This window comes from Candidatus Chlorohelix sp., assembly GCF_037138995.1.
GTDB lineage: Bacteria > Chloroflexota > Chloroflexia > Chloroheliales > Chloroheliaceae > Chlorohelix.
Genome location: NZ_JBAXHI010000004.1, coordinates 85,395 through 101,420, shown reverse-complemented (window position 1 = coordinate 101,420; position 16,026 = coordinate 85,395). Strand labels below are relative to the sequence as shown.

Annotated in this window: 6 protein-coding genes; 4 read left to right on the top strand and 2 right to left on the bottom strand. The window is 48.0% G+C overall.

Annotation, left to right across the window (positions count from 1 at the left end; genetic code table 11):
* Positions 1–115: 115 nt before the first annotated feature.
* Complete coding sequence (locus tag WCK19_RS03320; RefSeq protein WP_342395936.1) at positions 116–919, bottom strand: DUF169 domain-containing protein; 804 nt, start codon at positions 917–919, stop codon at positions 116–118.
* A 198-nt stretch (positions 920–1,117) separates the two neighbouring features.
* Here WCK19_RS03320 and pgi point away from each other — a divergent pair, with 198 nt between their 5' ends.
* Together pgi and WCK19_RS03310 are read left to right on the top strand one after the other, a co-directional pair.
* A complete protein-coding gene (gene pgi / locus WCK19_RS03315; protein WP_342395935.1) occupies positions 1,118–2,746 on the top strand; it encodes a glucose-6-phosphate isomerase in 1,629 nt (542 codons plus the stop codon).
* 208 nt (positions 2,747–2,954) lie between these two features.
* Positions 2,955–4,544, top strand: coding sequence for a YifB family Mg chelatase-like AAA ATPase (locus tag WCK19_RS03310; RefSeq protein ID WP_342395934.1), 1,590 nt, complete (start codon positions 2,955–2,957; stop codon positions 4,542–4,544).
* Between the two features lie 128 nt (positions 4,545–4,672).
* Here WCK19_RS03310 and WCK19_RS03305 read toward each other — a convergent pair whose 3' ends face one another.
* On the bottom strand, positions 4,673–5,872 hold the full coding sequence (locus WCK19_RS03305; protein WP_342395933.1) for an NAD(P)/FAD-dependent oxidoreductase: 1,200 nt from the start codon (positions 5,870–5,872) through the stop codon (positions 4,673–4,675).
* Positions 5,873–6,878: 1,006 nt separating this feature from the next.
* On the opposite strand from WCK19_RS03305, the gene WCK19_RS03300 reads away from it, so the two are divergent.
* Complete coding sequence (locus WCK19_RS03300) at positions 6,879–7,286, top strand: hypothetical protein (RefSeq protein ID WP_342395932.1); 408 nt, start codon at positions 6,879–6,881, stop codon at positions 7,284–7,286.
* Positions 7,286–15,961 carry a glucoamylase family protein gene (locus WCK19_RS03295; protein WP_342395931.1) on the top strand — a complete coding sequence of 2,892 codons (8,676 nt, stop codon included), beginning with the start codon at positions 7,286–7,288 and terminating at the stop codon, positions 15,959–15,961. The genes WCK19_RS03300 and WCK19_RS03295 overlap by 1 nt, the downstream gene beginning before the upstream one ends.
* The last annotated feature ends 65 nt before the right edge of the window (positions 15,962–16,026 follow it).

The window sequence follows — 16,026 nt, the reverse complement described above, 5'->3', positions numbered from 1 at the left end:
TCATCCGTTCCCGGTTTGGTTTTAATATTCATATGTATATCTAATTTTTGCAGTCATTTAAATCGATGAGAGGCGGGAGTAGGGCGCAGGTGCAAAAACCTGCGCCGAAGACCAATTATTGAGGTTGGCTTACACCCTGCGGAGGTCCTGCGTGGCGCATACGGGCATACACACCCGGCATGACTTCCTTACGCATATCTACCGAGTTTATGGCAAAGTTTTCAATCATCTCGATGATGTATTTCATATCTTTAGCGGGTACTACCGCGAATAGCTCGCTTGGTTTCAGGCTGTTGTGGATGCGCCCGCCTCCATCCCCGATGGTGAACAGGCTACGGCGATTGTGGAAGGGCAGCGCGTAGAGCGAACTACACACCGACCAACCAACCTCGCCAAAGGGCAGGCTACCGGTACGCGCCAACGCTGCGCCCGAAATCATCATAGCGCGTTGCGGGTCGCAGATTACCGCCATCAAATGCACAGCCACGCCCTCCGGTACTTCATTCAGGGGCGCAACGGCAATCGCTTTGTACAGACCTTGCGGTAGGTTGGGGGTAGTCTCTTTGTTGATACGCGCCCCCTCTGCTGTGAACATCCCCTGTGACATAGTGAGATAACTGCCATCCTTAATCATGTCCATGCCGGGGTGCATACCAGTGTGGTACAAGCCCACGAAACAGGCGTTGTTGTTGCTATCCACATAAACTTTCCGTCCACTTGCGCCTTCTTTAATTAGGGTACAGGCGGGTTCGTTCAGTAACTCGTAGCCTTCGGGTGGCGTATCCTCGCAGAAGGTGACGGCAACCGGGCGACGTTCCACCTTCATCTTATCCATTATAATCTCATAAACGTAATTAAGGCTCACCGCTTCGCGATCTAATGCTTCGTAAGGCGCAGGCGTAGTATTCTCGACTTCCATTATCTATATCCTTTCTGTACAATCGGGTGAAAATTAATTCGGTAGTAGAGAAATGCTAATCCCGCTGTTTGGCGTGGTCAGTAGCAAGGGCTACGGGTTTGGAGTCGAATCGATTTTTAGCTCAAAGTCTGATAAACTTTGAAGCTGAATGTTATATAATGCTGCTGGGCTTATAAATGGAACGAAAGGATACTGGAAATGAGCAATAATCTAACTCAAACCCCTGCCTGGAAAGCTCTCGAAGCCCATTACAGGCAGATAAAGGATACGCACCTGCGCGATTTTTTCGCCATTGACCCAACACGTGGCGCTGCCCTCACTGTTGAGGCTGAAGATATATATTTAGATTATTCCAAAAATCGCCTGAACTCTGAGACTATCAAACTATTGTTGCAACTGGCTAAAGATTCGGGCTTGAAAGCACGCATCGAGGCGATGTTTACCGGCGAAAAAATCAATGTTACCGAGAAAAGGGCGGTATTGCATGTCGCCTTACGCGCTCCTCGCAATGCCACTGTGCTGGTGGGTGGCGAAAATGTGGTGCCAGAAGTGCATGGGGTGCTGGATAAAATGGCGGCTTTCTCGGAGCGTGTACGCAGTGGGGAGTGGAAAGGCTTTACCGGCAAGCCCGTTCGCAATATAGTCAATATCGGTATCGGTGGCTCTGACCTCGGACCGGTAATGGCTTATGAAGCTTTGCGTCACTACAGCGCACGCCATCTCAACGTCCGATTTGTCTCGAATATTGACGGCACCGATTTTGCAGAAGCCACCCGTGACCTTGACCCTGCCGAAACGTTGTTCATCATTTCTTCCAAGACTTTTACCACCGTTGAATCCCTTACCAACGCGCACACCGCTCGCGACTGGGCGTTGAAAACGCTCGGTGACGAAAAGGCAGTGGCGAGCCATTTTGTGGCGGTTTCTACCAATGCCACAGAAGTTGCCAAATTCGGGATTGATACCGCCAATATGTTTGGTTTCTGGGATTGGGTTGGTGGGCGCTATTCCTACGATTCGGCAATCGGACTTTCGCTAATGATTGCGATTGGCGCGGATAATTTCCGTCGTATGTTGGCGGGCTTCCACGCGATGGATACCCATTTTCGTACTGCGCCTTTTGAAAAGAATATGCCGGTGTTGTTGGCTCTAATTGGTTTGTGGTATAACAACTTTTTCGGCGCGGAGACGGTGGCGATTTTGCCCTACGACCATTATCTCGGTCGCTTGAGCGCGTATTTGCAGCAACTCGATATGGAGAGCAACGGTAAGAGCGTTGATTTGGACGGCAACCGAGTTGATTACCAGACGGGTCCCATTATCTGGGGACAGCCCGGCACTAATGGGCAGCACGCTTATTATCAGCTTATCCATCAAGGCACTAAGCTGATTCCCTCCGATTTCATAGGTTTCTCTCAATCGCTGAATCCGTTGGGCAATCATCACGACCTGCTGATGTCCAATTACTTTGCTCAGACCGAGGCGTTGGCTTTTGGCAAAACCGCTAGTGAGGTACATACGGAAGGAGTGCCGGCATTTCAAGAACCGCACCGTATTTTCGAGGGCAACCACCCCACCAATTCGCTGTTGCTGCCGAGCCTAACTCCGGAGGCGTTGGGTAAACTGGTGGCGCTGTATGAGCATAAGGTGTTTGTGCAAGGCACTATTTGGCGCATCAACTCTTTCGACCAGTGGGGCGTGGAATTGGGCAAGGCACTGGCGAACCGCATCATCTCACAACTCACCAGTGTTGAAGAGCCAGAACTGCCGCACGATAGCTCCACTAACACGCTGATTCGCCGCTATCGTAGCCAGAAAAACGGCTAACCCTTCTGCAAAATTTCTAGAGCAAATCAGAATTCCCGGTAAAGAAGCCGGGAAATTTTATTATCACAAAACCAACTACCCCCTTAACAAGGGGTTTACGCTCCTTGTTTTATATCGGGCGAAAATCTTAAAATAGCTGTTTATTAAAACAGATTGCAACACCCTAAGCCCCGTGCTAAGATAAAACAAGCCGAACCAAAAAATTGCAATGAGATGGGAAAATAGCCGCATGCTTGCCAAAGTTTACACCTGCGCCCTGCTCGGTCTGGAAGGTATTTTAGTAGAAGTGGAAGTGGATACTGCCAACGGCAACCCCTTTTTTGCCATGGTGGGTCTGCCTGATACGGCGGTGCAAGAGGCACGTGAGCGGGTGCGTGCCGCTATCAAGAACAGCGGCGGCTATTTCCCCGGCAACAAACGGGTGGTGGTAAATCTTGCGCCCGCCGATGTTCGCAAGGAAGGTCCTGCCTACGACCTGCCTATTGCGGTGGGTATTTTGGTTTCTGCCAGCGATGGCGCATATGGTGACCTCTCCGATGCTATTTTTCTGGGAGAATTAAGCCTTGATGGCTCGCTGCGTCACAGCGATGGAGTGTTGCCGATGGTATCGGTGGCGAAGGGACACGGTATTCGGCGTATCTTTGTACCTGCGATGGACGCAAAGGAAGCGGCATTAGTGGAAGGCGTGTCGGTGTATCCGGTGGCGACTCTGCGCGAACTGGAGGCGCATCTTGCAGGGCGACATCCTATCGCGCCTATCAAGCGCGACCTAACTCTGCTGCAAAAAAACCATGAAGAAGATTCCCGCTACGATTTCAGCCTTATCAAGGGGCAGGAACATGCTAAACGCGCGTTGGAAATCGCGGCGGCGGGCGGACACAACGTTTTCATGTCGGGACCTCCCGGTTCAGGTAAAACGCTGTTGGCACGCACTATGGTTACTCTTTTGCCCCCTATGACCATTGACGAGGCTTTGGAAGTGACCAAAATCTACAGCGTTTCGGGTCTATTGCCCTCCGATACGCCGTTGGTGATACAACGCCCCTTCCGCTCACCGCACCACTCGATTTCCTCGGCTGGTCTGGTGGGAGGTGGGCGCTTCCCGCGTCCGGGTGAAATTAGTCTGGCGCATCGCGGCGTGCTGTTTTTGGACGAATTACCGGAGTTTGGACAGCAAATGCTCGACCAGTTGCGGCAACCGTTGGAAGATGACCGCACGTTGGTGTTGTCCCGCGCCTCTGGCAGCGTCAAATACCCGGCTAACTTCATTCTGGTAGGCGCAATGAACCCCTGTCCTTGCGGCTATCTTGGAGACTCACAAAAAGCTTGCGTTTGCCCCCCTGCTCGTATCCAGAATTACCAGAAACGCTTGAGTGGTCCTCTACTCGACCGCATTGATATTCATATCGAAGTGCCGCGGGTGGAGTACGAGAAATTGGCAGATACCCGACTGGGCGAACCTTCCGCTCGCATGCGCGAACGGGTGGCACGCGCCCGCGAAATCCAGCTAAAACGCTTCGATAGTTACCGCCCCTCCGCCAACGAGGAAAGCAAAACGCCTCGCCGACTCTTTACCAACTCCGAGATGGGCGCAGGCGAGGTTCGCGTTTTCTGCAAGACCGATACGGCTGCCGAAAGTTTACTAAAAGCGGCAACCCGTCAGATGGCGCTGTCTGCCCGTGCCTACCATCGTATCCTGAAATTGGCACGCACAATCGCCGATCTTTCCGGTAGCGAAGCGATACAAGCGGCGCACATTGCTGAAGCCATCCAGTATCGCCGTAAAGAGCAAGTTTAACGGTCATATCAGATTCTGACTTGCAATGTTTGCAAACTGCTAGTCGATTGTAACAATCCAGCCGAAATCAAAACCGACCATATGCACAAAGCATGTGGTCGGCGATTGCTAATATACAAGAAACAAACCTAACCCAGTCTTACTTCCGGTAGCACATTGCGTACCCCTAGTTCGTGCTTGGTGTAGGAAAGGTCTTTCACTACTCGTCCCGGCATCCCTGTCAACTTTAGCGGACCGCTCAGGCTCAGGGCTTCTCCCCGCCCTAGCGAAATTGAGATGCCCATCGAGAAAGGGGTGTAAGGTTCGGGTGTGACACCCGGTTGTTCGTGGGCAAAGCATTTTGCCAGATACGCCGCCTGTAGCTCGGCATATTGTCCAGTCTGTGGGACTGGCTTTCCGGTGCGCCCATCGTGGATAAAGGCGTTATCACCGATAGCATAAACCGATTCGAATTGTTTGCTGCGTAGATTATGATTCACCTCAATGCGACCGTCTCTGGTAGTCTCGAAACCACTCTCTTTGACCAACGGCGGGGCTTTTACCCCTCCCGTCCAACAAATTATATTGCTTTTGATTGTTTTTCCATTGATAAGATGAACACTGCCGGGCAAAACTTGGTCAATGCCGCTATTGGTAAGAATCGCCACATTTTTACGGCGTAGGTCATTCATGGCGTAATCGCCATTCTCTGCGCCTAACTCTGGTAGCAAGTGTGGCGTTAATTCTGCCAGCACTATCCGGTATGCGTTGCGGGCTGTCGGAAATTTTTTGCACAGGTCGTTGCAGAAATCTACCATTTCTCCTGCCAGTTCAGTGCCGGTCAACCCACCACCGATAATAGTAAAAGTCAGGCGCGGGTCATTTTTACGCAAAGGTTCTGCGCCTGCTGCTGTGGCTTTGCGGAAAGCTTCGACAACCGCTTTCCTATACAAAATCGCTTCATCCAAAGTTTTCATAGCGAAGGCGTGTTCCTGCAAACCGGGGATGTTATGGAAATCAGTAACACTTCCCAACGCCACCACCAATCGGTCATAGCTGATAGAGCCTGAGGTAGTCTCCACCGTCCGCCCTACCGGGTCAATCTTTATCACTTTTGCTTGAATTGATTCCACTTTGTGACCTTGTAGAAGCTCGGAAAGGGGAATTTTTATCTGTGCTGCTGGAATACTATTTGCTGCCACCTCGTGAATGCGTACCTGAATGAGGTGGTAATCTCTATGGTCAACTAGAGTCACTTTCCAGCTATTATGCCCTTTGCTTAAAGAGACCAGCTTTTGAGCCAACGCCAGCCCACCGTATCCCGCTCCAAGAATTACCAAACGCTTCATCTTGTTCTCTCCAAAACTGCACTGCTACCATATTGTCCATCATATTATTGGGAGCTACGAATTGAGTTTATCACAATAGTTACTATTATGGTGTAAAGAGGTAAAAATGTTAGTATCGGTGGCTACGTTACATTGTGGAAAAAAGCCCGATTGCCTAAACTGTTAAGTACGGCATTATTCCGAAATAAATTTGTACCCTTCTTATAGCCTTTTGGTGATTAAAGATTTTAGCATATATTTCTCGTCAGGAGTTAGCAAAGCGAGAATTGGTGCCTCAGCTACATATCACAGGTCGGATAATTCGGTTGCAACCTCGAACTGAACGCGAAATATTATCACGGTAGTAGCGTTCAATTTGGTGCGCTTGTTTAACTGGTGGGAAGGGGCGCCGAAGGCTAGAACTAAGGGACGGCTCTCAAGCCCGCTTTCTGCGCTTAATTTGATTTATATAGGAATAGGGTTAGACTCATAGTTAAAAAGGTTGTATAATATATATACAAGGCAAGTAAAACTTGTATGATAAAACCATAACACCCACAACAATCCTTCCACTCAAATCCCCAAACAGGATTTGCAACTTTTTATCTGCTTCTTCTTTTCAATATGGTGTTTTTGCAGGATTACCACAGAGTCAAGATTACATTTATTACTGCTTTGTACATGACAAATTTAAGTTAAATTAAAAGAGTACAAACACACTACACTAGCCGGAAGCTATTTTTGTGGCTGTACCATGTAAATAGACTACATTCACCGCAATGTCTGACGCTCAAGAGTTGTTCCCAAGCGATTTTTCCTATCACTAATAAGTTCTAAATCGAAAATTTGCTTTTTGAATAGAATCCTTCTCTAGGATGGCTGTATCAACAGTGGAAAACTAGATGGTTTCGGTTGTGTGGTTAATAAAGGCTAGATGACCGTGCAAATATTTCGTATTCAGCTTGCTTTCACGAATATAGGTTCACTCAATTGGTGGAATATGCTCGAATATAAAAGGAGTAAAGAAATGCAAAGACCTGCCTCAAAAGTAAGAGTGTGCAATAATTGTGGTAATGAGCTAACGGGGACTGAGTCCCGCACCTCCTCTGGACTTGTGTATAGTTGCTCGGTGTGCCACTACGAAGAGGTAACTACAATATCAGTAGTCTCATCAGCAGCCTCTCAAAAAACCATTTCGCCAACCGAAGTGGCTAACCAATTAAAGACTTTGCTCAAGCGTGCGCATACAGCCCACATCGAATCAGAAGAGCTTATTAATATATTACGTGCTGAGATTGAGTTTGAAGCAGAAATAAGCCATCTGGGGAGACGTGTCATAGTGCAGATAATAGACCTTGGAGTCCAAGAAACAAATACTGTAATTACCACTGAGCAAAATAGCCGCGAAACTCATCAAAACCACGGAAACTATTAATGAACTTTTCAAAAAAATTAGCGCTTTCAGCAGGTGTCACATTGGGTTTTACCCTAACGCTTGCATGGAAGCGCCTTACTTCTCAGCGAATGTCCCCTTCAAAAGCTATTTCTAGCTTGCAAACCTCTCACCGAGATTTGCTTAGTAGCGAGGCGCTTGAACAAAAAGCCCATACTCTAGCAGAAGAACATCGGATAGTGCGGCATGCTGGTAGCATTAAGCAACTGAAAACAAAACTTGATATTCACGAACATGCTTTGCTTGAAGCCTATCAGGTTTCAGCGGAAGATGTAAGTAAAAAGAGGGCGATTTCACCGGGAGCAGAATGGTTGCTGGATAATATGCCGGTGGTACTCGACCAATTCCGTGAAATTCGGGAAGACCTTCCTAGTGGATTTTACAAGAAGTTGCCCAAACTCAGTAACGAACCCTTTGTTGGGTTTCCCCGCGTTTATTCTATCGCGATAGCCCTAGTTTATCATACTGACGGTCGTTTGGACCTTGAACACACGCTAAATTTCGTCTCCGCCTACCAAACGGTTAAACCGCTGCTTATGGGTGAGCTTTGGGCAATTGCAATTATGTTACGGCTTGTCTTGATTGAGAATCTTGGGCATTTGTCCACGCTTCTATTGGAAGAACGTAAGCTTCGACAAGAGGCTGACCGCTTGGTTGATCGTCTATTAGAACGGATTGTTCAGAAAAATAGCACTAAATCTATTTTAGCCGAGTTGACCGTACAATATCCGGTATTGCCTACACCCTTTGCAGCGCAATTCTTGTGGAGGCTGCGAGATTATGACAATGATAAAAGCATAGAGGCAGAAGTTGAATGGTTGGAAAACCATTTAACAGTTCATTACAGCAGCATCGAGGCGCTCATTAGGTCTGAGAAACTGCGGCAGGCGGCTAATCAAACTACCATTGGTAATATTATAACCAGTATGCGGACTATTTCCTCCATAAACTGGGCAGATTGGTTCGAGAAAATGTGCTATGTGGAGCAGATTCTTTGCAAAGACCCTGCCCGTACTTATGGTGTGGACACTTTCGCTACCCGCGATCGCTATCGTCATATTGTAGAACATTTGGCGAGAGGCACAGATTTGACCGAGATAGAAGTAGCATGGCGTTTGGTTAATGTTGTGTCTCAGAACCTTGATAATACCGAGACAAAAGGGGTAGCTAAATCGCATGTTGGTTATTACCTTACAGGTTTGGGCAGCAAGTCGTTTCAGAAGAGCATTAATTATCATGCCGGATTGGGGCAGCGCATTCGGGAATTTATTCTGAAGCATCCTGAACAATTCTATTTCGGCACAATTTCAGGCGGTACACTTACGCTGTTAGCCTTGGGGCTGAAGTTGGGAGGCAGCAAGCTTTTTCACCGAAGATTGCCATTAACCGCCACGTTGCTATTGCTTCCTACCAGTGAAATAGCCCAAGGGTTGGCTAATTGGAGTATTTCAAAAGTTTTCCCGCCTCGAGTATTACCACGAATTGATTTAAGCGAGGGTATTCCAGCTACAATGCGTACAATGATAGTTGTGCCTACTCTTTTACTCACTAAAGAAAGCATTGGAGGACAATTTGATCGGCTTGAGATTTGCTATCTTGCTAATGCGGACCCAAACTTACATTTTGCGCTTCTAACCGATTTTGCAGATGCGCCCCATGCCGAAATGCCCGAAGATAAGGTGCTTATTGATTTGGCTACCAACCGGATTGAAGATTTAAACTTCCGCTATGGGTCTAACCGCTTTTTCCTGTTCCACCGTGGGCGAGAATGGAATAATAGCCAAAGGTGTTTTATGGGCTGGGAACGCAAACGGGGCAAATTGGAGGAATTTAACCGTTTGCTGGCTGGCTCTACCGAAACCGGTTTTCAGATTCAGGTTGGAAACCTCTCTCTGTTACCCCAAATCCGCTACGTAATTACGCTTGATGCCGATACTCGTTTGCCGCGTGACCAAGCAAAAGTTTTGATTGGGGCGATAGCCCACCCGCTTAACCAAGCTGTAATAGACAAGGCAACTGGTCAGGTTGTAAAGGGTTACGGTATTTTGCAGCCTCGAATCGGAATTGATTTGAGTAGCGCGAATCGCAGCCACTTTGCCCGAATATTTTCAGGCAATGTCGGTCTTGACCCCTACACCACTGCCGTTTCAAATGGTTATATGGATCTTTTCGGGGTAGGAATTTATGCCGGGAAAGGGATTTATGACCCAAAGGTGCTACAAAATGTTCTAATGGGGCGCTTTCCTGAGAACACCCTTTTAAGCCACGATTTAATTGAAGGAAGTTACGCCGGAACCGGGTTATTGTCTGATGTCGAGTTGTTGGATAACTATCCTAGTTCCTATCCGGCATATGCTGCTAGGATGCATCGCTGGATACGAGGGGATTGGCAAATCCTGCGTTGGATTTTACCCAATGTGCCACAGGCTGATGGTAAAATTGTACCCAATGTGTTACCGCTTATGGCACGTTATAGAATATTTGATAATTTAAGGCGTAGCCTATTACCCTCATCGCTGGTGGCGTTGCTGGTGGCAAGTTGGTTGGGGATAATACCCGGAAAAGCAACCAGATGGGCTGCAATATCGGTCTCTCCGTTGGCGCTGCCGCTTTTGTTTGATTTGCTCGATCTGCTACTTAGCGTCGCTACCTCACGAACCCCTATTATTGTCTTGCAGGCATCTAGCCAAACCTTAAGACTCGACCTAGCACGATTCCTGATTAATCTAACCTTTTTGGCTGACGATGCCGGCAATAACCTGAATGCAATCGGGCGTACCCTCGTCCGGTCGTTTATTACCCATCGCAATCTTCTGGAATGGGAAACAGCGGAGCAGGTGCATCATCGCAAGGATAATTCTCACGGTAATTTGCGAAATCGGGTTCTTTTTGCGCTACTTCCACTGACGCTTTTTATAAGGCGTTTCTGGAAACTCTCAGGGTTTCCTGCCTTGCCAATGCTATTAGACTGGTTGGCAGCCCCGGTTTTGGCGGATTGGTTAGCCCGTTCGGTAACTGTGCCAGCCCTACAAGCAAGCGAGGCTGATAACCTTGAACTGCGAAAATTGGCACGCTCTTATTGGGAGTATTTTCATACTTTCACCACAAAAGAAGGTAACTACCTAGCGCCGGATAATTTCCAAGAAGACCCCAGCCCTGTTGTAGCATACCGCACTTCACCAACAAATATCGGTTTGCAATTACTGGCGGATATGGCTGCCCATGATTTGGGTTATATCGGGCTGTATGCTCTTACAGAACGTTCTGAACGTACCTTTGCCACCCTCAACGCCTTAGCACATTATCGGGGTCATCTACTGAACTGGTATGATACTCGCACATTGCAACCTCTTACGCCTGCCTATGTTTCCACCGTAGATAGCGGCAATCTGGCTGGCTATTTAATCACTCTAAGGCAAAGCTATCTTAATAAGTTAAACCAGCCGATTATAGAACCACAGGTCAGGGCTGCACTGCTTGACACCATCTCCCTACTGCAAGAGGAAATGCTGCCAAACGACCCGACAACCGAAATAGAAGCGTTGGTTTGGTTTATAACGAATACACCACTACTGACATTGGAAGATTACGCGCTATTTTTCCAGTCGGTAGCGCGTCGGATAGCTGCACTTACGCCCACAACAGCGAAAGCCAAGAAATGGCTCGAACATCTGGATGAACAGGTTATTAGCTTTCTCACCGACCTTGAAAATCTTGCCCCTTGGTCTTTTGAGCAATTGCAGCACCCGGCGCTGGCAACTTTGTACGCCTATATTCCGGTTTTTGGTGCGCTCACCGGACTGATTGATACTGCTCTGGAAGCTCTTTCCGGCGGTTCGGCGGCGGAGGATGAGTTAGTCGAAATGCTCCTGAAAACCCGCAATAACACCCTGAAACTTATTATGCGTCATGAAAAATTAGAGGGGGAAGCCTTCGAGCAGATGCACGCGATGGATTTCCAGTTTCTGTATGATTCCAATCGTAACCTCTTTTCAATCGGATACTCTTTAAATGATGGACGAATGGATAATTCATACTACGACTTGCTGGCATCTGAGTCGCGTCTGGCAAGTTTCGTTGCAATTGCCAAAGGAGATGTGCCACAGGAACATTGGTTTCATCTGAGTCGCGCACTTACTCCTGCCGGAATCGAAGCAGGTCTTATCTCTTGGAGCGGTACAATGTTTGAATACTTATTACCTCTCCTCATAATGCAAAACTATCCTGACACTTTGCTCGACCAAGCCTACAAAACGGTAGTTTCACAGCAACGGCAATATGGGCGACAGCATAAATTAGCATGGGGGATTTCCGAATCGGCGTATAATCTGCGCGATGTGAATATGAATTACCAGTACCGTGCCTTTGGAGTGCCGGGGTTGGGTTTGAAACGCTGGTTAGGCAATGAACTTGTATTGGCGCCCTACGCCACACTCCTAGCTTTGCCCCTTCAGCCCCATGCCGCTGTTGAAAATATCAGAGCGTTGATAGCCGAAGGGTTGCAGGGTGAGTACGGCTTATATGAAGCAGTAGATTATACGCCGGAACGCCTTTTGACGGGAGAAAAGAAGGTAATTATACGCTCTTATATGGTGCATCATCAGGCAATGAGTCTACTTGCTCTGGATAATTATCTCAATAAGAATCTAATGCAGACCCGCTTTCACCGCGAACCGATGATACGAGCTACTGAAATGCTTTTGCAAGAGCAATTTTCTCGTCAGGCTCCACGCCCTACCAGCCCGCAAATTGTGCAGGAAAGCTACGAGAATTATGTTCCAAAAGGGCTTGCCACACGTCAGTATAAAACGCCGAATACCCCCGTACCCTATACCCACCTACTTTCCAACGGTAAGTACACTCTGGTAATTACCAACTCTGGGGGAGGGTTCAGCCGTTACAATGGGCTGGCGGTATCGCGCTGGCATGAGGATACTACCCAAGACTCTTGGGGTAACTTCTGCTATATTCAGGAGGTACGTAGTGGTGAAACTTGGTCAGCGACTTATCAGCCTACCTGTCATGAAACGCAGGAATATGAGGTGATATATTCGTTGCATAAAGCGGAGTTCCGACAACAAATAGTCGGGATTGAAACCAGAATGGAGGTGACCGTTTCACCGGAGGACAACGCCGAAGTTCGTCACCTCTTTCTAACCAATCGAACCGAATTTGCGCGGGAACTGAAATTAACCAGCTATTGTGAGCTTGTTCTAGCACCGTCCGGCGCAGATAATGCCCATCCGGCGTTTAGCAATTTGTTTGTCCAAACTGAATTTTTGCCGGAACAAAATGCAATTCTGGCATCCCGCCGCCCCCGCTCACGCGATGAAGAACAAGTTTGGGCAATACATGTAGTAGCGGTACGCGGTCATATAACTGGTGAAGTAGAGTATGAAACAGACCGAGCCGCTTTCATTGGTAGGAACGGAACTCTGATAGAGCCAATCGCTTTAAAACAGCCTCTCACCAATACGATTGGAGCAGTGCTTGACCCGATATTCAGCTTGAGAAGGTGTGTGCGTATTGTTTCCGGCGGTACTGCCCACGTAACCTTTACTACTGCCGTAGCACAATCTCGTAAGGAAGCGGTAGAGTTGGCTGATAAATACCACGATCACAATGTGGTAATGCGTACTTTCGAGTTAGCCTTAGGCGATGCTCAGGTGGAAATGCAGCATCTTAACATCAATCCCGATGATATTCATCGCTTTCAACGCTTGGCATCCCTTGCTATTTACACTGACTCGTGGCTGAGAGCTGCTCCAGCAATACTAGAACGCAACACCGGCAATCAACCGGTACTCTGGAAGTACGGGATTTCAGGAGATTTCCCCCTTATTCTGGTACAGATTGGCAATCCCGAAGAACTTCCGCTGGTGTGGGAACTGATACTAGCCCACGAATATTGGAGAATTAACGATTTGCAAATAGATTTGGTGATTTTAAACCAAGAAGGGGAGGGCTATAACCAGCCGCTTGAGGATCAAATAATGGCGCTGATTCGGAATAGCCCGGCGGTTGGTTGGTTGGCAAAACCCGGCGGCATCTTTGTTCTAGGCAAAAAAAACATGCCGGAAGAAGACCACATTCTATTTCAAACAATAGCGCGTGCCGTATTGTTAGGTACGTGGGGAGACTTGACCCAGCAATTGCGTTTCAAAAAATCGAAAGACCGCCAAGTCTTGTTACAATTGCCCAAAGCCATTGCCCGCACACAAATTTACACAGAATCGCCAAAACTGGAAGAACTCGGTTTGGAATATGGCAATGAGTATGGCGGTTTTACGGTAGGTGGTCAGGAGTATGTTATTAATCTAAAACCGGGAAAACCAACCCCTGCTCCTTGGTCGAATGTGTTGGCAAACCAGAGTTTTGGTTGTCTTGTGACAGAACGCGGAAGTGGCTATACTTGGTCTCAAAATAGCCGTGAGAACCGTCTAACTCCTTGGTCAAATGATCCGGTGTGCGATAAACCCGGAGAGTTAATTTACCTGAGAGATGAAGACCACCAGTTGGTCTGGACACCTACTTCAGCTATAAACGGTGTAGGGCATTACCGCACGCGACACGGCTTCGGATACTCTTCCTTTGAGCATATTGAGAACGAAATTCACAGTGAATTGACCATCTTTGTTCCCCCAAATGATTCGGTAAAAATTTATCGGTTAAGGTTACGCAATATTTCTGTTGTAAAACGTCGGCTTTCCGCTACGTTTTATGCAGAGTGGGTGTTGGGAGTTCTGCGAGAAGAAACCTCGCTCTACCTAATTACTTCTCGCGATGAAAAAACAGGGGCAGTGCTTGCACGTAATCCTTATAATACCGAATTTGGCGGGTTGGTTGCTTTTGTAGCAGGGGACAAACAAAACTTAAATTATACCTGTGATAGGCGGGAATTTATTGGGCGGAACGGCAATTTGGGCAAACCTGCCGGGATGTCGCTGCCAAGTTTTTCCGAAAGTAGCGGCGCGGGTCTTGACCCTTGCGTTGCTATGCGCTCTTATTTAGAGTTGGAGGGCGGCGAAGAAGCTGAGCTAATATTCCTGCTCGGTCAAGCTGAAAGCGCGTCCCAAGTGCAAGAGATGGTAACTCGCTTCCGCGACCCTAATGATGTGGAAAGGGCTTATGCCGCAACACGGCAAAACTGGCAAAAAATTTTGCAAAAGGTACAAGTGCTTACCCCTGAACCTCAGCTTGATATACTGTTAAACGGTTGGATGCTCTACCAGACTCTATCTTGTCGAATTTGGGCGCGTTCGGCTTTTTATCAATCCGGGGGCGCCTACGGTTTCAGGGATCAGCTTCAAGATGTGATGGCGTTGACGTTGGCGGCTCCTGAAATTACCCGCGAGCAACTTTTACGCGCTGCCGAACGGCAATTTGTGGAAGGTGATGTGCAGCATTGGTGGCATCCACCTTCGGGTCGCGGGGTACGTACCAGATTCTCGGACGATTATTTGTGGCTACCTTTTGTTACCGCTCATTACGTAAAAACCACCGGGAATGTAGAAGCGCTAGATGAAATCCTTCCTTTTCTGGAAGGAAGACCTCTAGCACAAAGCGAAGCTGAATATTATGGCTATCCTGTAACCTCAGAGGCACAGGGAACACTTTACAACCATTGCATTAAAGCCATCGAGTATGCGCTAGGACATCTAGGCAGTCACGGACTACCCCTGATGGGTTCGGGCGATTGGAACGATGGTATGAATCTGGTGGGAGAAGAAGGCAGAGGCGAAAGCGTTTGGTTGGGCTGGTTTCTCTATCTTAACCTGCTGGAAATAGCGGCGCTGGCTGAAAACAGAGGTGAAAACGAACGTGCCACTGGCTATCGTTTGGCAGCCCGTAACCTTCAAACTGCGCTTGAGAAGCATACTTGGGACGGTGAGTGGTATCTCAGGGCATTCTATGATGATGGAACTCCGCTGGGCTCGGCTCAGAACGAGGAATGCCGAATTGATTCCCTGTCTCAATCTTGGGCTGTTATTTCGGGTGCGGCTGACCCCTCCCGTAGTCGTAAGGCTATGGAAGCGGTCGAACAGCAGCTTATTGATCGAGAGGCGGGACTCATAAAGCTTTTTACCCCACCCTTTGATAAGACCTCGCATAATCCGGGATATATAAAAGGCTATGTACCGGGCGTGCGCGAGAACGGAGGGCAATATTCACATGCCGCCATATGGGTGATTTGGGCTTATGCCCAACTTGGGGAGGGTCAAAAAGCTATGGAGTTACTTCATATGATTAATCCAATTACCCACTCGCTTTTAAACCCTGTACTCTATAAAGTCGAACCCTATGTAATAGCGGCAGATATTTATTCTATTGCACCGCATACGGGTCGAGGCGGTTGGACATGGTACACCGGGTCGTCTGGATGGTTATATCGTCTGGGAATTGAAGCGCTGCTTGGGCTACGAAGGGAAGGTAGGTTTCTTGCCTTCGCCCCTTGTATCCCACCGGCATGGAAACAGTATGAAATAAAATATCTTTACAACAGTACCGATTACCATATCAAAGTCGAAAATCCAACCGGTATTGCAAAAGGTCAAATCAGAGTTGAACTGGATGGGCTATTTCTCGCTACCGGAAAGGTTTTCTTGCAAGACGATGGGGTGAAACATAACATAAGGGTTATAATCTCTGAGGGTTGAGTTCCTCGCCGCTATGCCCCATCCGGTGTTCTTTAGCCCGCAACAGGCTATTCTAATTCCCTGCG

Coding starts and splice junctions, on each gene's coding strand:
- WCK19_RS03320 (WP_342395936.1), bottom strand. CDS start 919: ATGGAAGTCGAGAATACTACGCCTGCGCCTTACGAAGCATTAGATCGC.
- pgi (WP_342395935.1), top strand. CDS start 1,118: ATGAGCAATAATCTAACTCAAACCCCTGCCTGGAAAGCTCTCGAAGCC.
- WCK19_RS03310 (WP_342395934.1), top strand. CDS start 2,955: ATGAGATGGGAAAATAGCCGCATGCTTGCCAAAGTTTACACCTGCGCC.
- WCK19_RS03305 (WP_342395933.1), bottom strand. CDS start 5,872: ATGAAGCGTTTGGTAATTCTTGGAGCGGGATACGGTGGGCTGGCGTTG.
- WCK19_RS03300 (WP_342395932.1), top strand. CDS start 6,879: ATGCAAAGACCTGCCTCAAAAGTAAGAGTGTGCAATAATTGTGGTAAT.
- WCK19_RS03295 (WP_342395931.1), top strand. CDS start 7,286: ATGAACTTTTCAAAAAAATTAGCGCTTTCAGCAGGTGTCACATTGGGT.